At 54.8% G+C, this 17,963-nt stretch carries 20 protein-coding genes; 14 read left to right on the forward strand and 6 right to left on the reverse strand.

What is annotated here, in order from left to right; all coding sequences use genetic code 11:
* Positions 1 to 10: 10 nt before the first annotated feature.
* The gene (locus QXU72_01735) at positions 11 to 1,435 is read left to right on the forward strand and encodes a UbiD family decarboxylase (GenBank protein MEM0493970.1); all 1,425 of its coding nucleotides are present in this window, start codon (positions 11 to 13) and stop codon (positions 1,433 to 1,435) included.
* On the opposite strand, the gene QXU72_01740 is transcribed toward QXU72_01735, so the two are convergent.
* Entirely contained in the window at positions 1,395 to 1,715 is a 321-nt protein-coding gene (locus tag QXU72_01740) for a winged helix-turn-helix transcriptional regulator (protein MEM0493971.1), read from the reverse strand. The genes QXU72_01735 and QXU72_01740 overlap by 41 nt on opposite strands.
* A 224-nt stretch (positions 1,716 to 1,939) precedes the next feature.
* On the opposite strand from QXU72_01740, the gene QXU72_01745 reads away from it, so the two are divergent.
* A complete protein-coding gene (locus QXU72_01745; protein MEM0493972.1) occupies positions 1,940 to 2,101 on the forward strand; it encodes a DUF5679 domain-containing protein in 162 nt (53 codons plus the stop codon).
* 111 nt (positions 2,102 to 2,212) lie between these two features.
* Positions 2,213 to 2,701: a hypothetical protein gene (locus QXU72_01750; protein ID MEM0493973.1), complete on the forward strand. Its 489-nt coding sequence runs from the start codon at positions 2,213 to 2,215 to the stop codon at positions 2,699 to 2,701.
* Positions 2,702 to 2,817: 116 nt separating this feature from the next.
* Here the strand turns inward: QXU72_01750 and QXU72_01755 are convergent, their stop codons facing one another.
* Both QXU72_01755 and glmS read right to left on the reverse strand, forming a co-directional pair.
* A complete protein-coding gene (locus tag QXU72_01755) occupies positions 2,818 to 3,993 on the reverse strand; it encodes an NDP-sugar synthase (GenBank protein MEM0493974.1) in 1,176 nt (391 codons plus the stop codon).
* The gene (gene glmS, locus QXU72_01760) at positions 3,994 to 5,808 is read right to left on the reverse strand and encodes a glutamine--fructose-6-phosphate transaminase (isomerizing) (protein ID MEM0493975.1); all 1,815 of its coding nucleotides are present in this window, start codon (positions 5,806 to 5,808) and stop codon (positions 3,994 to 3,996) included.
* A 126-nt stretch (positions 5,809 to 5,934) separates the two neighbouring features.
* On the opposite strand from glmS, the gene QXU72_01765 reads away from it, so the two are divergent.
* Complete coding sequence (locus QXU72_01765) at positions 5,935 to 6,069, forward strand: hypothetical protein (GenBank protein ID MEM0493976.1); 135 nt, start codon at positions 5,935 to 5,937, stop codon at positions 6,067 to 6,069.
* Here the strand turns inward: QXU72_01765 and QXU72_01770 are convergent.
* The gene (locus QXU72_01770) at positions 6,056 to 6,556 is read right to left on the reverse strand and encodes a hypothetical protein (protein ID MEM0493977.1); all 501 of its coding nucleotides are present in this window, start codon (positions 6,554 to 6,556) and stop codon (positions 6,056 to 6,058) included. The genes QXU72_01765 and QXU72_01770 overlap by 14 nt on opposite strands.
* 149 nt (positions 6,557 to 6,705) lie before the next feature.
* On the opposite strand from QXU72_01770, the gene QXU72_01775 reads away from it, so the two are divergent.
* The 10 genes from QXU72_01775 to QXU72_01820 all read left to right on the forward strand — a co-directional run bounded on the left by QXU72_01775 (position 6,706) and on the right by QXU72_01820 (position 15,759).
* Positions 6,706 to 7,932 carry a pyridoxal phosphate-dependent aminotransferase gene (locus tag QXU72_01775; protein ID MEM0493978.1) on the forward strand — a complete coding sequence of 409 codons (1,227 nt, stop codon included), beginning with the start codon at positions 6,706 to 6,708 and terminating at the stop codon, positions 7,930 to 7,932.
* A 45-nt stretch (positions 7,933 to 7,977) separates the two neighbouring features.
* Positions 7,978 to 8,481: a Rab family GTPase gene (locus QXU72_01780; protein MEM0493979.1), complete on the forward strand. Its 504-nt coding sequence runs from the start codon at positions 7,978 to 7,980 to the stop codon at positions 8,479 to 8,481.
* Between the two features lie 17 nt (positions 8,482 to 8,498).
* Positions 8,499 to 9,290, forward strand: a complete 792-nt coding sequence (locus QXU72_01785) for a hypothetical protein (protein MEM0493980.1) — start codon at positions 8,499 to 8,501, stop codon at positions 9,288 to 9,290.
* Positions 9,290 to 10,123, forward strand: coding sequence for a hypothetical protein (locus QXU72_01790; protein MEM0493981.1), 834 nt, complete (start codon positions 9,290 to 9,292; stop codon positions 10,121 to 10,123). The genes QXU72_01785 and QXU72_01790 overlap by 1 nt, the downstream gene beginning before the upstream one ends.
* The gene (locus QXU72_01795) at positions 10,120 to 11,181 is read left to right on the forward strand and encodes a hypothetical protein (GenBank protein MEM0493982.1); all 1,062 of its coding nucleotides are present in this window, start codon (positions 10,120 to 10,122) and stop codon (positions 11,179 to 11,181) included. Before QXU72_01790 ends, QXU72_01795 begins: the two co-directional genes overlap by 4 nt.
* Positions 11,182 to 11,255: 74 nt before the next feature.
* Entirely contained in the window at positions 11,256 to 11,525 is a 270-nt protein-coding gene (locus QXU72_01800; protein ID MEM0493983.1) for a hypothetical protein, read from the forward strand.
* A gap of 22 nt (positions 11,526 to 11,547) precedes the next feature.
* Positions 11,548 to 12,279, forward strand: a complete 732-nt coding sequence (locus QXU72_01805; GenBank protein MEM0493984.1) for a hypothetical protein — start codon at positions 11,548 to 11,550, stop codon at positions 12,277 to 12,279.
* Between the two features lie 8 nt (positions 12,280 to 12,287).
* Entirely contained in the window at positions 12,288 to 13,352 is a 1,065-nt protein-coding gene (locus QXU72_01810; protein ID MEM0493985.1) for a TIGR04084 family radical SAM/SPASM domain-containing protein, read from the forward strand.
* 78 nt (positions 13,353 to 13,430) lie between these two features.
* Positions 13,431 to 14,051 carry a LysE family transporter gene (locus QXU72_01815; GenBank protein ID MEM0493986.1) on the forward strand — a complete coding sequence of 207 codons (621 nt, stop codon included), beginning with the start codon at positions 13,431 to 13,433 and terminating at the stop codon, positions 14,049 to 14,051.
* A 55-nt stretch (positions 14,052 to 14,106) separates the two neighbouring features.
* Positions 14,107 to 15,759, forward strand: a complete 1,653-nt coding sequence (locus tag QXU72_01820) for a TIGR04190 family B12-binding domain/radical SAM domain protein (protein ID MEM0493987.1) — start codon at positions 14,107 to 14,109, stop codon at positions 15,757 to 15,759.
* Here QXU72_01820 and QXU72_01825 read toward each other — a convergent pair.
* Together QXU72_01825 and QXU72_01830 are read right to left on the reverse strand one after the other, a co-directional pair.
* Positions 15,756 to 16,820: a TrmB family transcriptional regulator sugar-binding domain-containing protein gene (locus QXU72_01825; GenBank protein MEM0493988.1), complete on the reverse strand. Its 1,065-nt coding sequence runs from the start codon at positions 16,818 to 16,820 to the stop codon at positions 15,756 to 15,758. The two genes, QXU72_01820 and QXU72_01825, sit on opposite strands and share 4 nt — an antisense overlap.
* Before the next feature lie 66 nt (positions 16,821 to 16,886).
* Complete coding sequence (locus QXU72_01830; GenBank protein MEM0493989.1) at positions 16,887 to 17,879, reverse strand: thiamine-phosphate synthase family protein; 993 nt, start codon at positions 17,877 to 17,879, stop codon at positions 16,887 to 16,889.
* Positions 17,880 to 17,963 lie beyond the last annotated feature (84 nt).

A 17,963-nucleotide genomic window follows, 5' to 3' on the forward strand; every position in this document is an offset into this window, starting at 1 on the left:
GGGGGTAGGCTTGTCCTTCCCGTCCTTCCGGGAAGCTTTCCAGAGGTTAGAAGCTCTCGGGAAAGTGCTGAGAGTAGATGAGGAGGTATCTGCCGACTTCGAAGCACCGCTACTCGTGCGCGAGGTTTCTCGCAGAGTAGGTAAGGCGGTCCTGCTCACCCGCGTTCGGGGGAAGGAGGCGTCTCTCGTTTCAGGCATCTACTTCGGCAAATCGCCTAGGGACTTGGGTCTCGGCAGCTTGGAAGAACTGTGCCAGAGGTATTCATCCTGGGTCTCACTCTTCGACAAGTTGCCCATGGACGCATCCGATAGGCTGACAGTCTTAGCATCGGTTTCCTGGATTGCTGAGCGTTTTCCCAGGGTTGTGCAGTTTCCCTCAAGCGAGTACGAGGTAAAGCAAGGTTACGACCTAGATCTAACGAGTTTTCCGGCGATCAGGCATTCTCCTAGAGAGGAGGCCCCCTCAGTAGTCAACCCGGTTATCGTGATAAGGCTGCCGCAGCTGAAGAACTTCATAGCTGTTTCCCACCCTGTTGAAGTAGTGGACGAGAAAACCATGCTCATTGCCGCACCTGCGAGATCGCCTCTGCATGACGTTCTGAGCGAAGCTGCCGCTACCCGAAGCCGAGTCAGCGCCGAAGTAGTCATCGGCGCGCCACCTCCCGCGCAGCTTGCCTCTGCGATTGAGTGGGTGGTACCGGCCGACACATTTACTTTCATGGGTGTTCTCGCGGGTTCCCCAGCAATTCTCGCGAAAACTGAGGAAGAACTCCCTGTTCTTCTAGGATCGGAGGTCGTGCTTCTCGGCGAGATCGAGCCCGGGGATAGCAGACCGGGAGGCAGGCTTCTCCAGGAGGACGGCTACCTGGCTGAGGAGGTTGCACTGCCTGTTTTCAAGCCGAGAAAAGCGTTGATACGCAGGAAGGCCCTTTTCTACACGTCGATAGTTAGCAGGGTTTTCAGCGATACCGTACAGATAAGCAAGTGGCGCGACAAGCTTTTGCTAGTTTACCTTCAGAGGCTAAGCCCCGTCGTTAAAGACGTAAGGGTGCTGCCTGAAACAGCTTTCAGAGCGATAGCTGTAGCTGTGAAACGATCTTCAACGCGCGATCTCTTAAGGCTAGGCATGCACATACTCTCGATGAGGGTTTCCTCAAGGCTTAACACAGTTATTTTTGTCGACGAGGATGTCGATGTTGACTCCCCCGCATCCGTCCTTTCCTCGATAATCCGATACGCGGATCCCGAGAGGGGAGTGTACAGGCTTTCCCACTCTCAGGGGAAGGAGTCCCCGCAGGAAGAAGCTGAGGTTATAATCTTTGCAACCTCATTCTCAGGAGAGCATCTAGCCGAGAGACCGGAAGACGAAGTGGTTCGCCGAGTAGAGAACCTTATCAAGCGGCTACTTTCAGAATCTCGGGTCGAGAAGATCTGATAGTTCTGCAGATCTCGCAGAGCACAGCGTTCTTGTCGACACCCCCCTCCACCAGTTTTCGAGCTGCATCTCTTAACCACTCAAGCACTTCTGGTCTATCTGCACCCGTCCACGTGCCTCTCTGCTCATTGAGGTACCTGCTCACGCTGGACTGGCTCACGCCGAGAAGCTGGGAGATTTGCAGCTGTGTCAACCGGTACTCGTGGTACAGAATGTTCACTAGCAGGCTCTTGATCCTGGGTATTAAACGCCTGCTGACAGCTTCGCAAGGAGCCCTCATGAGCCCTCTACTCCCTGTGATGACTGAGTCAAGTATATCTACTTTTCCTGGCTGTCAAACAAGCTTTAAAAAATCTCTGTTTAAAATACCCCGAGGCGACCAATTGCAACAGAAAATCTCTTTTTACGTTCAATGGCAGTATCAGCTTACTGTTGGAGTTTTTCAGAATTTTAGGGAGCAAAGGATAAATACCTCCAATGTGTGGTTACTCATGGTGAAAGCCAGTGAGCCAGAAAGTGACAGCATACTGCGTTAAGTGCCGGAAAACCGTCGATATGAAGAACCCCCAGCAGGTTACTCTGAAGAACGGCAGGCTGGCTTACAAGGGCACGTGCCCCACCTGCGGCACCACGGTCTATAGATTCGTCGGCAGAGTAAAGCAGTAAGAGACCGCACTCGCTAGGGTGCACGAAAATATTTTTTATTTCTCCCGTGAGGTGCCTTCTACCTCTGTCGGCAGAAATAATAGTTTCCTCTGCTCCGTTGAGCTGTGATAGGTGATGTCCGAGGCAGATGTCCTCGAGAAGCTTGAGCGGATAGTACCGGGGTTTCGGGGTTACCGGGATAAGGACTTCTGGAAGGAGGATGACGCGCTTATCCGAAAAAGAGTGGCGGAGATTCTCGACGAGGCGAAATTGAGGGTGGAGCGTCTCATAACGGTTATGAAGAAGAAGAGCGTAGGAGCTGCACTCAGGCTCGATGACTTGAGGCTGGAGCTTATCAAAGCGTCCCAGATGCTCAAGCACGCTGAGAGAAATGAGGCAACGATTCTTGAAGGAGAGCATGTGGAGAGCAAGGTTCTCGAAGAGCTTGTGCAGCGCGACTACGAGCTGGTAAGCGTAGCGTTGAGGATCATGGAGAGGGTTGTTAGCCTCGGTATGATGACTGACAGCAGAGAATTCATGGAGCGGCTTAACGAGACTATTGAAGTGGTTTACACGCTCGAGGACAGCATAAGGAAGCGGGAGGCTCTCGTCCGGAGGTAGAGTCAGCCTCTAGTGTAGTCTTCACCCCTCAGCCGTCTCTTCCCTCATCATCAGGCAGTTAATTCGCGTAAGCGATTTTAAACCATTCCCAGAGCCTCTGGGCGCGTAGACGGCTGCTAAGACTGAGCCCGGAGCGTATCCAATACTCCGTTTCTGTGAACTAAAGCGGCTGGGCCCACCAGCGAGCCTGCTCGTAGTCTAGCTCCAGGAGCGACGAACACGCCGAGCTTTCTCTTCCTTTGGAGGACCCCCTGGAGAGGAAGCTCTCGAATAACATCTTCCTCCTCCTTAAGCGAGCTTATCACAGTCACCCTCGGCTCAGCTACGCTGCGAGGACCTAGAACGCTATCCACTATCAGCGAATAGCTACCCACAGTGGCTTCAGGCTGGAGAACGCTGCGCTTAACTTCGGCGAAAGCGCCTACCACGGCACCCTTCTCAATGAGAGTGTATTCGCGAATAAAAGCCCCCTTGCCAATGAAAGCATTCTTGCCGATGTAGGCGGGTCCCTTTATAACCGCGAAGTGGTCCACTACGGCACCCCTCTCTATTATCACGCTCCCTTCGATGACGGCTGTAGGGGACACTTTAGCTTCAGGGCTTATCATCGAGTACGGTGTGTTGAGTACGATGTACGCGGCGGAGATCAAATCCCATGGGTAGTCTACCGCGACCCAATCACCAGTCCAGAGCGCTGCTGCAACTCCTTGCTTCTCTACGAGCGTGTTCAGCGCCTCGAAGAAGGAGCCATACCGCTCCACAAGCCTGAAAACATGCCTAGGAAGAACGAAAGCTCCCCCAACCGCGTAGCCACCTCCCTCCCCGCGCCTTTCAGAGAACGTGATGACGCGGCCGCCCGCCACTGCTGCAGCACCGTAAGACTTGATCTGAGGCACAGGGACAACTAATGCTGAAGGGCTTTCATTCTCACTGTGAGCTTCGAGAAGCAGCCTGTAGGCTTCAGGTGGTGCGACGATATCCCCGTACGCCAGCATAAACCAGTCATCGCTGCCCACCCACTCTTCCGCTGTCAGCAGCGCTGCCTCAACGCCTTCGCCGCGCTGCAGGAGAACGGTGGCCCTGCCGGAAAGCCCTCTCTCGGAGAGGAATCCTGCCACATCCTCCATCCCCTCAGAGACCACTAGAGCAGCTCTGCTAACCAGCTCTAGCGGATTCAGCAGTGCGTAGGAGCAAAGAGGTCTCCCGGCCAGATGGAGAAGTGCCTTGGGGTAGCCCTCCGAGAGCGGTTTCATCTTCTCGTCTCTCCCCCCGGCTAGAACCACGAGCTTCATTCACTCCACCGTCACAGTCTTCGCGAGGTTTCTGGGCTTATCCGGGTCGAGCCCCCTCTCAACTGCTGCGTAGTAAGCCACCAGCTGGAGAGGAATAACGCCGAGAACGGGCACCAGCAGCTCATCATTCGTGGGTAGCGTGGCTGCCACGTTGAGGGTTTCGGAAAGCTCCGAATCCTTAGGTAGAATACCGACTGTAAAAGCGCCGCGCGCTTTCATCTCCTCGATGTTACCGGCTAACTTTCTCTCAAGCTTCCTCTCAACCGAGACGAAAAACACCGGGAAGTCTTTCTCGACGAGCGCTATAGGGCCGTGCTTACTCTCACCTGCAGGGTAGCCTTCTGCGTGAACGTAGGCTATCTCCTTCAGCTTAAGCGCCCCTTCCAGAGCGATTGGTAGTGCTAGTCCGCGCCCCAGGTAGTACGCACTTTGCTTCTGGGCGATATCCCGGCTTAGTTTCTTTGCCCAGCCACTGAACTCTGCGAGTACGCTATCGGCTAAGTCGGGAAGGCGTCGGAGTCTTTCGAGTACCTCCGCTTTTTCACTCTCAAGGATTTCTCCCCTCTCGGCGGCTACGAGATACGCGATCCAGGTTAGCGCAGTGAGCTGCACCGTGAAGGTTTTGGTTGCCGCAACCCCGATTTCAGGTCCTGCTTTCGTGTATATAGCCACGTCGCTCTCTCTCGCAATTACGCTGCCTACTACGTTCGTAAGCGACACGATCCTGCAGCCCCGGCTTCTGAAGGCTCTGAGAGCCGATAGCGTGTCTATTGTCTCACCGCTCTGAGAAACGGCGAGAAACGTATCTCCCGGCCTCGCCGCGTTGGCGTAGACCTCGTACTCGCTCGAGATTAGCGGGATAACTCTCACTCCAGCGAGCTTGGTGAGAAGCAGAGCGAAGTACAGAGAAGCGTGAAAGCTAGTACCCGCTGCAGCGACGAAAATCACGTCGCTGGAGGCTAGCTCCCTAGCCCCTCTCAGGTAGTCCTCGCCGAAGCCGCTTAGAGTCTCGGCGATGGCTCTCGGCTGCTCGTGAATCTCCTTTATCATGTAATGAGGGAAGCCCCCCTTCCTAGCCTGCTCGGGCTTCCAATCCACAACGGAAATTCGGCTGGTAGGGTCGACCGCTCTCCCCTCACGCTCGAGGACAATGCTGCTTGGGGTTACGTAGCCGACCTCTCCATCTACTAAGATTATCACCTTCCGCGTGTACTCAAGGATTGCAGGAAGATCCGATGCAACGAAGTTGACCCCATCCCCCAGGCCCACGAGCAGAGGGGAGAGCCTCCTCGCGAAGTATATCCTTCCAGGGGTGCTGCTCACCAGTGCGGCTAGGGCGTAGCTCCCCTTAAGACGCTTCACAGCGGCTTTAAAAGCCTCGAAGGCCTCACTACAGCCTTTAAGCTCCTCCTCTATGAGGTGCGCAATAACCTCTGTATCCGTATCGCTTCTGAACACGTGCCCGCGCGAAACCAGCTCGCGCTTGATTTCGGCGTAGTTCTCGATAATCCCGTTATGGACGACTGCTACCCTACCCGTGCAGTCCGTGTGAGGGTGTGCGTTATCATCGGTGGGCGGTCCGTGGGTAGCCCACCTAGTATGGCCAATTCCGGCAGTACCCGGCATCGACTTAAAGTTTAAGCGCGCATTAACCGCCTCTATCTTCCCCGCCCCTTTACGCAGGACTAGTATCTCACCGTTCAAAGTCGCGACTCCAACGCTGTCGTAACCCCTGTACTCGAGCCTTCTCAAGCACTCTAGAATAATACCCGCCACGGGAGTTTTCTCACTCACTACACCTACGATGCCGCACATCTACCACCAACTCCTTGGCTCTTCGTTAATAAGCTTGTAGCACGAACGAAGGAATTTTGCAGGAGAGCAGCGAATTTTCTGCCACTGATATCTTAATGTGAAGCCTCAGAGGTAGCGGTGATGGAAATGGAGGAAATAACCTTAGATGCTTTCATGAGGAAGTTGGCTGGTAAGAGCATCAGGATTCGGGGTATCTGTGCTCCTCCCCCTTGCGTGATAGTGGAGTCCCTGGGTCAAGTGTACAAAGTTAGGGTGAAGTAGCTGAAGCACTTGCATGGGTAGCTGCTAGATCGAGCTTCAGTATCCCTTCGAGCTCAAAGTAGAATATGCGAGCTTCTTTCAAGGAAAGGTACCTCATCCCTCCTTCCTCTTTCACCTCGTATGTAACGATGATTTTTGACGGAGTTTCAGACAAGCCCCTCTTCTCGTACTCCTCGATTATTCTGGAGACAGCACTCCTCCACTCCTCCAAGCTTTTCTCCCTGTTAAGGCCTTTTTCCTTCACAAGTCTTGAAAGAGTCGCATAGTAAGCTTTCCTCAGGTTGAAGAGAGCGCTGCGAGAGCTCGGACTTATCGGTGTCTGTATCGTGTTTTCCCGGACGCTTACCTCCACAGCGGTCATGAACTCTTTCATTCGCCTACCAAGCTGCTGGACGTACAGCCGGACAGTCTCGGGGTATTTCTTCTCCCTTATACCAGTCTCCATGCTTTCGAGAAGCGAATTGAGCTGCTTCAGCAGCTCCTCCATAGGATTCCGTGCATAAAGTATACTTGCATCTATTTTAACTTTTTTACTAAGCTTAAAGGCTAGGCTTCAAGGTCCAACCGGCTCGCCTCCGAAAAATGTAGAGAAAACTCAATGTAAAGTAATATAGAGGGCGGGGCTGCAGCTTTCTCGTGCGCTTAGCAGGCAGCTTTCAGCTAAACGAGAGTGTGCTCCGCCTTGGTGCAGAGGAGGCGTTCGTGTACCTTGCGAGGAGCTTAGAGCTGAAGAGGAAAGGGGTAGATGTGGTATCCTTCGGTATAGGGCAGCCCGATTTTCAGCCTCCCAGCTTTGTTATCGAGGAAGCCTACAAGGCTATGAGGGAAGGTTTCAACGGGTACGGTCCTAGCCTGGGCATGCCTGAGCTGCGCGAAGCTATAGCGGAGTTTTTAAGTGAAAAGTACAAGGTTGACGTTAAGCCTAGCGAGGTTGCCGTGACTGTCGGCGCTAAGGCTGCGATTTTCATCGGCATGCTGTCACTCCTAAATCCTGGGGACGAGGTGATAGTCCCTGATCCAAGCTACCCGCTGTACGAGTCGGTAGCAAGATTCGTCGGCGCTAGGCCCGTGTTCCTGAGGCTTCACAGAGGTAACAACTACAAGATCAGGTACGAGGACGTTGAGCGCCTTCTCTCCGACAAGACCAGGATGATAGTTTTGAACTACCCCGAGAACCCTGTCGGGACGACGATGGACAGGGCTGACGTCGAGGAGATAGTGGAGCTTGCTGCTAAGAGGGGTATCGTGGTCGTCAGCGACGAGATTTACGATCACTTCGTCTACGAGGGTGAGCACTTCTCAACTCTCCAGACTAGCGCTTGGCGAGACTGCGTTTACTACGTGAATGGCTTCTCGAAGACCTACGGGATGACTGGCTGGAGGCTTGGATACGTGGTCGCGAACGAAAAGCTAATCGAGAGACTTTCTGTCGTAGCGAACAACATGTACTCGTGCCCTCCCACCTTTGCTCAGGTAGCGGCTGCGAGAGCGTTAAGGTACGGTCTCTCCTGGTTTAAGCCGATACTGGAAGGTTACTTGAGGAGAAGGGATCTGATATACGAGAAGCTCAGCCGGATTCCAGGGGTCAAGGTCAGGAAGCCTGAGGGAGCTTTCTACATATTCCCTGACTTCAGTGAAGTGATAGAGTCGATGAAGCTGAAAAGCGAGAGGGAGCTCGCCGACCGCCTGCTATACGAGAAAGGTGTTGTCGCGCTGCCTGGTACTGCTTTCCCGAAAGAGGGTGGAGTGGGGCACCTGCGGTTGTCGTTTGCTGTTAGCGAGGCAGATATAGAGAAGGGTATTGAGAGAATAAAAGAGTGGATCAGCGAGAGCGTGAGCTCTAAGCACGAGATTACTTTTTAATTCAGTTACCGCTAACGGTGCTGGGGAGGTAAGCTGTCTAGGAGTGTGATCAAGATCTCTCTATGCGGTGCTGGGGGTGTCGGGAAAACTAGCTTAGCGAAGGTTTTCACGGGGCAGGGTTTCAACCCCCGGGAAAGGCTGACGGTGGGTGTTCAGCACTTCTTCACCAAGATCTACATGGGTGGTGAAGATAGGGCAGTCGCTATCTGGGATATAGGTGGAGAGCACAGGTTCCGCTTATTGGCACCCGCGCTAATCAGGGGAAGTCAGGGCGTAGTCTATGTTTTCGATATAACCAGAGAGGAGACGTTTCTAGAGCTGGACAAATGGGTAGAGATCGTGAAGCTGGTTTTGGGGAACGTACCCTCGGTTCTTATAGGTAATAAGGCAGACCTGCAGCCGATGAGGACCGTTTTCCGGGACGTTGCCGAGAAGTACGCTGAAAGGAATGGTATGCTCGCATACTTCGAAGTTTCAGCAAAGAATTCATTCGATGTCGATAAACCTTTTATACTGTTACTACAGAAAATAGTTACTTCGAGAGGGTGATTTTCACGAGCTTTACCTTGAAGGTGCTGAAAGTACGCTGCCCCCAGTGCGGTGCTGAATTCACGCTCGATGTGACGACGGCGGTGCTTAACGAAGCGTCTCAGAGCCCGATGGGCCTAGCCGGTGTGGCTCTCCCGCACGGTGACCACGTGCTAGTAGTCTACGTCGACAGCTCGGGGGGAGAGAGGGGCCTTCGCGTTTTCAAATCGTTCCAGACGCCTGCTGCTAGGCAGATGACAGAGGTGCTCGTTCCCAGCGACGCGCTTAAGGGTTTGAGGAATATCGGAGGGTTTACAATTGAGCTGGGGAAGCTGGGTTTGAGGCTCACATCTCCCGCTGGTAGAGCAGCTCTCCTGCTGAAGGGGAGAAAGGGGGATACTTCTATAGAGCTGGAGCTCGTGAGGAACCTGGACTACCAAGCTGCGAGACCCTGGCTCGAGATGCTTCTAGAAGTTATAGACACCTCGTACTCTATCGAAGTCGCGGACTACGTAAACTCTTTAAGAGTCCTGGATGTGCTTCTCGAGGAAAGGCCCTTCGTCTACGCACGCCAGGTTTTATGGCTCGTGGCGAATTCTTCGATAGTTAAGACGAGGTTAAGGATGCCTGAAGCGCAGCTCGTCCGGACTCTTAAGCCCTCTGCAATTTTCGAGCGGTACGGCGGAGGCTTCGTTAGCCGAGTACTTGAAAGCGGTGAAGCGAGGCTTCGCGAGCTGCTCACCGCGGAGAGTCCGCAGCTCCTCCTCTCCTCGGCGGAGGCCATACTGGCTCTCTATAGGCGCGGAGCCGTCGACTTGGTGGTCACGTGATGTACGCGGGCTCTCTCTACTACGATGTCTCACTAACGCTGGTTCCCGAAGCGGTGAGACTGCTTAGGGAGTTCGACCACCCTAACAAGGCCGAGCTCCTGCAGGCAGGTAGCCAGCTTTACTCTTTCGTGGCGAACGCCAGCGAGAGGCTACGGGCAATAACTCTTCCCCCGGAGCTGCAGCAGTTCAGAGAGGTTATGCGGTACGGTTTCCTCTCTTTGAAGAGGGTTTTCGCGGAAGGCGACTGGAGAGCCCACGTGCTGTTCACCGAGCTCGTGGCCGAGCTCAAGCCGTACAGGCACCTTCTCGAGTGGCTCCTCCGAGCTCCGTCGCTGCCGTCCAAGCCGTCGGTAGTTGAGGTTAACACGGTTGCTCCGCTTTTCTCGGCCAAGCTAGGCGCGGGGGCTGGTGCTAGTGTGACTCTGGTGCAGAAGAGGGAGCTAGCCGAGGTATCGATCGTGGGGGAAGTCGTGGAAGAGTACTTTAGAAGGTACGATGTGCAGGGCCAGGTTGTAGAGCTCGAGGATCTGAGCAGGCCGGCTGCCCTAAAGGGTACTGCTGACGTAATCTTCGCCGGCTCACCGGATGCTTGGAGGGTGGGCTGGGATACTTTGCTTTCCCTAGCGTTAACTGTCCTGAAACCGAAAGGCTACCTAGCTTACCTACTGCCCGGTAATTTCCGGGAAGGGTTGAAGACGCTTCTAAGGTTCTGGGATATTTCACCGTTTCCAGAACCCTTACAGGCCGTTGAAAGGCTACGTAAATCCGGGTTCGGAAACGTTATAGTTAACACTCAAGAGTGTTTTTACGCGATTTTCGCCCAGAGGAGGTGAGGTATAGGCTCCTTCTATACCTCCCCGAGCCTTTAACCTCCCCAACCCTACCTCTCCTTCTTCGAGAGGAGGGTGGGTGGACCATAGCGCTTCTCGACGACCACCTAAAGCCTGTACGCTGCTACGCGGGTCTAGCGAACCCCGTAGCGTGCGGGGAGCCGTTTCCCGAGCTTAGAGGAGAGGAGCTTCTCGTAACGGGCGGCGCTGCGGCAGAGGTAATAGCCTCCCAGCTGGGTGCAGTCTACGTCGACGAGAGGCTTGCCAGGTTGGCGGACGTCTTCCACCCAGGGATCACCGGATCTCTCCACGCTGCAGTTCTCGAAGTCTTGGGGCGGAGAGGGGAGAGCCCTATACTGAGAGACACCATGCTTATTGTTCTGCCCGGCTCCCACATGCGAGCATGGGCGGTTGGATTGGCGTCCAAGCTGGAGGGCGGGCGCGCTTCTCTTAAAGCGCTGTTCTCCTTCTCGGAGAAGCTGGTAACGAGGTACCGCTTCGGCGAGAGCTGGGAGCCTATAAAGCGCTTTGGAAGCTGGTGGAGTGTACCTTGGCACATGGTCTTCTCGCTAGGAAGGAACCTTCGCAGAGCATTGGAGGTTGTGGTCGAGAGACCCGTAGAGAGGCTGCCCGGAACTCTTGCGGCGAGGGATCCTGAGGAGCTTGTAGAGGAAGCTGCTAGAGCTGCTGAGTCCCGCTACACGGCACCGCTCGGGCGGAGGAGCCCGCGGAAAGCTATAGTGTACATAGACGAGGAGCTTTACAAGCCCCAAGGGGGTTACGTGGCTGTGGTTGTCTCTAAAAACTACCAGAGACGCGTGATTGCAAGGTGGTACTTTAACCGGAAGTTCGAGCTGGTGGGCTTCGACTCTACGCCGCCTGAAGCGGTTAGCAGTGTGGACGCCGAGATAGCGGTAGGGGATGTACCGCGTGAGGTTCAAGCCAGGCTTACGAGCGCGGGGGCGATCTTGGTGACTCGAGCGGCGGTGCTGTCGCCAGCTAGGATTGAGGATTACATAGCGATAAAGGCTGTCAGGTGGTACGAGAACGCCGCTCTGTAAGGGTTCTGCCCCCGCCTTGCCCGCATGGAGGGGGGAAAGGTTAAGTTTAACCTCTACGGTTTCCAGCTTGGTGTGTGCCCGTGAATCCACGGGAGGCGTTAGAGATTCTCGAGAGGAAGCTTAGAGAGAAGGGTTACGAGACGAGGAGATTAAGGGAAGAGGGGGAGTGCGTTCTAGAGGTTATCTCCGGGGGGAAGAAGGTGAATATCTGCCTTCACGAGGAGAGAGGAGTGCTTAAAGAGCTGAGGCTCCGCTACGAGGGGGTTCCCGGGATGACTATTCTGCGCTGCGAACTAGCTGAGAAGTACGTTTCGTGTATAGAGGAACTTCTAGCTAGGCTATAGCGCTGCGCGGTGGTTTCCCGAGGTGAAGCTGGGGAATATACTCGCTGCGCTTTTCTTCACACTTGTCGCATTCGAAGTGCTAGAGTACTACGCCGTCTCTACAACCAAGTTCACGTACATCGAGGTGGCGGGCAGCGTGGAAGGAGAGGGCGGCTCGAGCACCCTCACCAGAGCTTATATATCGAAGCCTAACCCCCTGCCCGTCCGCCTCCTGAGTCTTCAGGTAACGTTAACCTGCGATGGGGCGAGCTTCTACTCAGAGTTAAGGAACATCACCGTCACGAGGGGCGATTTCACGGTCTGGGTTCCCGTGAAAGCTGAGGGTGAAGTTCGCGGTAGCTGCAGGCTAGAAGCCAGCGCTATCTTCACGACCAACCTGCTCTTCCTTGTCGGCATCGGTGTTGCTAGAGAGAATCAGAGCGCAGAGTTCGAATCGGGCATCCTGCGAGGCCCGCTCCTATGGGCGGGGTGGAACGCCTCCTCCGTAAGTTCGGGCAGCTGCTCCGAGCTCATAGTGCTAGCGGGACCCAACAGCAGGTACGTGGTGCGCGTTTACGAGGAGTACTACGGCCAACCCGCTAAGGTCGTCCTCGAGGAGGAGGGCTCCGGTAACATGACGAAACTATTCTGCGTTCCGAAGAGCATCTCCCCCCTGGTCGTGAAAGGCTACTACGTATCGCTTGAGGATCTCTCGAGCGGAGCTAGGCGAGACCAAGCGTTTTCCTACCCGCCTAGGTTAAAGCTGCGGAGCTGAGGGCCGCCATGCTCTACATCACGTTCACGACAGGTAAGTGCAACTTAAGCTGCAAGTACTGTGGCGGCAGCTTCAACCCCAAGAGGGTTCCCTGGAGCGTACAGTACAGCCTTCACAAGCTTAAAGGACTGATCGAAAGCGATCCAGGAGCTGTTGTCGCGTTCTACGGTGGTGAACCTCTCCTCAACGCTGGCTTTGTTAAGTGGGTGATGGATAACGTGAGCGCAAAGCACTTTGTCATCCAAACTAACGGAACCCTGTTCAGATCCCTGGAGGTAGAGTACTGGCTTAGGTTCGGCTCGATATTACTGTCGCTAGATGGCATCGAGGAGCTGACGGACAAGTACCGAGGCCGAGGCGTGTACGCTAGGGTGCTAGAAGCCGCCAGCAGCCTTAGGGAATGGGGCTTCAGAGGCGACCTGATAGCGCGCATGACTGTGACGGAGGATACTGATATCTACCGCGACGTGATGCACATTCTGGGCCTGGGGCTTTTCTCTCACGTGCACTGGCAGCTAGACGTCGTGTGGAGCGACAGGTGGGGGAGTTTCCCCAAGTGGAGAGATGAAAGTTACATACCCGGTTTATCGAGGCTCGCTAAGCTGTGGCTAAGCATGGCCGAGAATGGAGTCGTCCTGGGGGTAGCTCCTTTCAAGGCGATTCTCTCGCAGCACTTCTGGGGCGTTTACTCTTCTCCCCCATGCGGAGCCGGAATAGACTCCTTCGCGGTGCTCACGGACGGGACACTGCTCTCCTGCCCCATCGCGGTGGAGGAAGAGTGGAGCCGCGTAGGAAGCCTTGAAGAAGGCCTAGTGAACCCGAGAGCCGGTATCGGAGAGCCTTGCACATCCTGCGTCTACTTTACTTACTGCGGTGGCCGGTGCTTGTACGCTTACAAGGAGAGGTTGTGGGGTGAGGAGGGTTTCCGCGAGGTGTGCCGCGCTTCTCAAGCACTGATAGACATCGTTCTCCGCATGGCTCCCAGAGTGAGAGAGCTGCTTTCAGAGGGTATCATCTCTGAGGAGGACATCAGGTACCCGCCTTTCAACAATACTGTGGAAGTTATCCCTTAGGCGTTTTCGCAAGAATAGAAAAATTGCCTTGTCGGCGCAGAAGATTTTTACTGCGCTCTACTCTTCCAAAGAGGTTCGATGATCCCCTTGTCACTAGCAATGGAGATAATCGGCGTCACCGCTTCAGGAGCTTTATCGCCAGGCCCCCTCACCTTCGCGGCGATAGTAGGTGGCCGTGCTTCCGGGGCGAAGTACGGTCTTCTCGAAGCCTTAGGGCATACAGCCTTCGAGTTGCCTTTATTCGTTCTACTAGGCCTGGGCTGCTCGGCTATAGTAGCAGGCTCTAGCACACTCAAGCTAGTATCAGCACTCGGAGGCATTTCCCTGCTAGCCTACGCTGTGCTGACTCTGCGGAGCCTCTTCTCAGAAGCTTCGCCGACTAAGCCCAGGGCCCCCTCTGCGCACCCTACCGCGGTCGGCTTCATGCTAACAGCGTTTAACCCCTTCTTCATTGCCTGGTGGCTCTCGGCGGGAGTGAAGCTGGTCACGGATATTCTCACCTATTCAAGCGGCCTCACGTTCCTTCTAGTATCCTATGCCACTCACGTGTGGATGGACTACGCGTGGCTGGCGGCGGTAGCGCACCTCGCTCGCACGGGAGGAGCTAAGCTTCCGAGAGGAATGACCCTCGTTCAGGTAGCGCTCACGCTAATCCTCGCTTACTACGGTTTAGTGTTCTTAAGCAGCGTCTTTACATAAAGCAAATAACAGCGTGGGAAAGATTACCTCTCACGGAGCCCCCCGTGGGATGCTGATGAGGAGGTTTGATGTCGCTTTAGTTCATGCCCCCAGCGTGTACGATTTTAGGAAAAGAGGTTACGTGTACTACGGTCCTATAAGCGACGTCATCCCCTCAAAGCCCGTGTTCGATATGTACCCGGCAGGATTCTTCACTCTAACCTCATACCTCGAGAAGAACGGCGTTAGAGTCGGCATCTTCAATTTAGCTGCGAAGATGGTTAACGATGAGAGGTTCGATGTTCCCAGGTTCATCAGGAAGCTAGACGCTGACGTTTACGCGGTTGATCTCCACTGGCTTGTTCACGCTCACGGCGCCCTCGAGGTAGCGAGGCTAATCAAGGAGTTGAAGGGTGCACCAGTGGTTCTGGGTGGGCTCTCATCCACTTACTACTGGTGGGAAATACTTAGCCGGTACGAATTCGTAGACGCCGTTGTTCTCGGAGACACGACCGAACCGTGTTTCCTCCAGCTTGTCGAGAAACTGCAGAAGGGAGATGAGAACCTAGAGGGGGTTTGCAACGTAGCGTACCGCGCGGGCAGTAGGGTTCGCTTCAACGGCATCAGCTTCGTCCCAGAGCATCTCGACGAGTACGCAGCAGATTACGGCCTGGTTTTGCGAGCCATGGTCAGGAGCGGCATTTCCCTCTCGCTTCCTTGGAGCTCGTTCCTGGAGCACCCTGTCACGGCGGTAATCACGTACAAGGGCTGCCTTCACAACTGCTTAGCGTGCGGTGGCAGCAACTTCGCGTACAGCACGATCTACAGGAGGAAGGCTGTAGGGGTGAAGAAGCCGGAAACCCTGGTTGAAGAATTCAAGGGGATTACGGAGAGACTGAAGGCCCCTATCTTCTTTGTGAACGACTTGCAGCTGCTCGGCAAATCCTACATCGAGAAGCTGATGAAGCTCTTAGCCGATGAGAAGAGTGATGTTGAGATATTCTTCGAGTTCTTCGTGCCTCCCGAGAGGGATGTCCTGGAGCTCTACAGGAGAGCCGGCGACCGGGTGTATCTCCACCTATCGCCGGAGTCCCACGAGGATAACGTTCGCAGAAGGTACGGCAGACCTTACACGAACTCTCAGATAAGGAATTTTATCAGAAACGCCGTCGAGCTATCCTTCGAGAGAATCGACCTGTACTTCATGGTAGGGCTGCCGGGTCAAACCCCCTCGAGCGTCCAGGGGTTAGGAGACTTCTTCAAAGAGCTATACGAAGATGCTAGAGGAAAGCTCGAAGCCTTCGTCGCCCCCCTTGCCCCGTTCGTGGATCCAGGGAGCCTGGCGTTTCACATGCCAAGCAGGATGGGTTACCGCATTCTCGCACACAGGCTGAGTGAGCACAGAGAGCTGCTTCTCGCGAAGAAATGGTTCGAAATGCTAAACTACGAGACGGAGCTTATGTCCCGCGAGCAGGTGGCTGAGGCAACCTACAACGCGGTGCTGAGCTTAACGGAGGCTAAGCTCCAGCTAGGACTTCTCGGCGAGGAAGAGTTTAGCCGCATCAAGGCCAGTGTGGAAGCTGCGAGAAGCGGCCAGCACGTGAAGAGCTTCCGGGAGAAGGAAACTCTCAGAGGGGATGAGCTCTACCCTAAGCGCAAGATACCTCTCCAGTACATGACGCTCAGGCTAGTTGGAGAGATTATCAGGTACGCGGTCACCCAAGCTTAAGGCTCTTCCTGAATTTCGAAGTACTCTCCGGCAATCTCTTCAGCTATCGCATCGAGTCCTCCTACGCGCACGATCCCCGAGCCTGTATCCACTTTAAAGTGAGCGTACCCTGCCGGAAGCTCGAGCACCGCATCTAGAATCTTGCCCTCGATGGTGGCTCTCGCACCGGTATCTGTTTCGTAACCTACAGCACGCAGCCTAAGCTTCCTATTTTCGAGAAGCATTCGCTTTGCCTCGTAGAGCGCCAACCTGTGGAAGGTGAAGCGAGCAGGCAGCTCCAGCTTCTCATCCACCACCACGCGAGCGCCAACCCACCTGTTGACGAAATCGTGGGATAAGTAGTCGATAAGGGTCCTCTCCTCTACGAGGAAGCCGTGCCGCATAGGTAGAGTGGGCCTAGCTTTCAGCACCCCTCCAAGCTGAGAGTCAACTACGACAACTATATCGCCCGAGATAGCGACGCGAAGCTTACGCAGGAAAGGTAGATCCTCCATAAGGAACCTCGCTCCCCGCTCCCCCAAGGAGTACGAGAGCACGTAAACGTTCACCCCCCTCTTCACGGCTTTCTCGAGCCTATCCGCAATGAGGTGAATGAACTTGATATCACCCATCACGAGGGCATCGATTCTCGCCTCGTCGAAGAGGTCGGCCATGCGGCTCTTAGCCACTTCAGGCTCCCTAACCACCCAGACGCCAAACCTCTCCTCTGGAGCCGGCTTGGCTATGCTCTTCATGTACTCTAGCGCTTTCTTCGTCATGCTCTCAAACTCCTTGGTGAACATCTCGAGAAGAGTCGTAGGACTAACAGCGCGGTACTTCTTCGGCCTCCCTCCAAGCTCCTCTATGTAGCCCTTCGAGCTGAGGCGCGTTAAGGCAACGTGGATCTGAGGCCGGTGGCGTGCCAAGTAGTCGGAAATCTCGGGAGCGCTGAGGGGCCCCCTCTCTAACAGAAGCAGGTAGAGCTCAGCTTCCAAGCCGGTTAACCCCAGTATGCGGAGAAGCTGTATCGCTTTCTCGCGCGGCGTGCCAGCCTCCACGCCGATCGGCCCGCTCTCGCTCATAGTGCCCTACCATTTATCGATTGCATCTAATGCTAATATACTCTTTTTCTCTCGATAGGCTACGCGTCACGGAAACCTGGCAGCCAGCCGCACCCCCTCCTCGAGCTTCCCGCCAAGCTTCCTGGACACCGCATAGTAAACTTCCGAGAGATTCACGGCTAAGTTCGCCACTTCAACAGCCTTGTTACCAAACAAGTATACGACGGGCTCGACGTGCTCGCCACCAGAATCTACCAGCGCGGTGCAAGCGGGGCACTCGTTGAAGAGCTGTCTAGCCGCTAAGGCTGCAGGGTTAGAGGACGGGTACTCGACGCTGCTGAACTCCCGGAAAACCACTCCTAGGGCGAGCATCGCCTCTCTGACAGCTCTGTTGTACTTTATGTTCATCACGGCGCGGTACTTCCCCTCGATTGACAAAAGAATTCCGCCTAAGTGCTTGCTGGCCCCGAACTCGGGCTTGCGGTAGAGCAGTTCACCGCTTCTAGTTTTCGAAATTCTACCCGGAATAGCGGCGATATCGTACAGATTTCGTGCTCCTGGAATAGCGACGGCAATATTCGTGAGTACCTCCGGGATGAGTTCTGGAAAACTGTCCGAAGCCGATAAGATAATTAAAGCACGCTCTATGTCCGCCAGTACCAGGCCCCTGCTGATGTCAAGCTCCGGGTAGACCATTTTCGTGCAGATGTGGCACTCGCTCCTCCTCCAGCCGAGCTTTTCATGAGCTCTACAAGCATCTCCAGAGGCAGCCAGCAAAAGCCAGTACCTGTTAGCCAGGAAGCCTGCCTCGTTCAGCTCGCCAGCCTGTATCAGCTTGGCTACCTTCTTCGCTACCAAATGCAGCTCCTGAGCCGAGACTTCGAGCCCGCTGGGGGGCGGAGGAGGCCTGCTGTTGCTCCCCATCCTGCCAGAGCGCAGCACCTTACTCACAGCAGCCTGAGTTATGCCCAAAGCTCTCGCAATCTCGACCTGAGATTCGCCGAGATTCCGAAGCTCACGAATAACTAAACGCCTGAAGAAGGGGATAAACAGTGTCGCTTCAAGACTGCCCAGCAGCATCAATCTACATTAAAAAACCCAGTTATATCTCCCTTTCCTCCCGGAGCTCTTCTCAAGGTAAATTACGAAGTTATAATTCCCAGG

This window comes from Thermofilum sp. (genome assembly GCA_038741495.1).
GTDB lineage: Archaea > Thermoproteota > Thermoprotei > Thermofilales > Thermofilaceae > Thermofilum.

Coding starts and splice junctions, on each gene's coding strand:
- QXU72_01740 (MEM0493971.1), bottom strand. CDS start 1,715: ATGAGGGCTCCTTGCGAAGCTGTCAGCAGGCGTTTAATACCCAGGATC.
- QXU72_01755 (MEM0493974.1), bottom strand. CDS start 3,993: ATGAAGCTCGTGGTTCTAGCCGGGGGGAGAGACGAGAAGATGAAACCG.
- glmS (MEM0493975.1), bottom strand. CDS start 5,808: ATGTGCGGCATCGTAGGTGTAGTGAGTGAGAAAACTCCCGTGGCGGGT.
- QXU72_01765 (MEM0493976.1), top strand. CDS start 5,935: ATGGAGGAAATAACCTTAGATGCTTTCATGAGGAAGTTGGCTGGTAAG.
- QXU72_01770 (MEM0493977.1), bottom strand. CDS start 6,556: ATGGAGGAGCTGCTGAAGCAGCTCAATTCGCTTCTCGAAAGCATGGAG.
- QXU72_01790 (MEM0493981.1), top strand. CDS start 9,290: ATGTACGCGGGCTCTCTCTACTACGATGTCTCACTAACGCTGGTTCCC.
- QXU72_01810 (MEM0493985.1), top strand. CDS start 12,288: ATGCTCTACATCACGTTCACGACAGGTAAGTGCAACTTAAGCTGCAAG.
- QXU72_01815 (MEM0493986.1), top strand. CDS start 13,431: ATGATCCCCTTGTCACTAGCAATGGAGATAATCGGCGTCACCGCTTCA.
- QXU72_01820 (MEM0493987.1), top strand. CDS start 14,107: ATGAGGAGGTTTGATGTCGCTTTAGTTCATGCCCCCAGCGTGTACGAT.
- QXU72_01825 (MEM0493988.1), bottom strand. CDS start 16,820: ATGAGCGAGAGCGGGCCGATCGGCGTGGAGGCTGGCACGCCGCGCGAG.
- QXU72_01830 (MEM0493989.1), bottom strand. CDS start 17,879: ATGCTGCTGGGCAGTCTTGAAGCGACACTGTTTATCCCCTTCTTCAGG.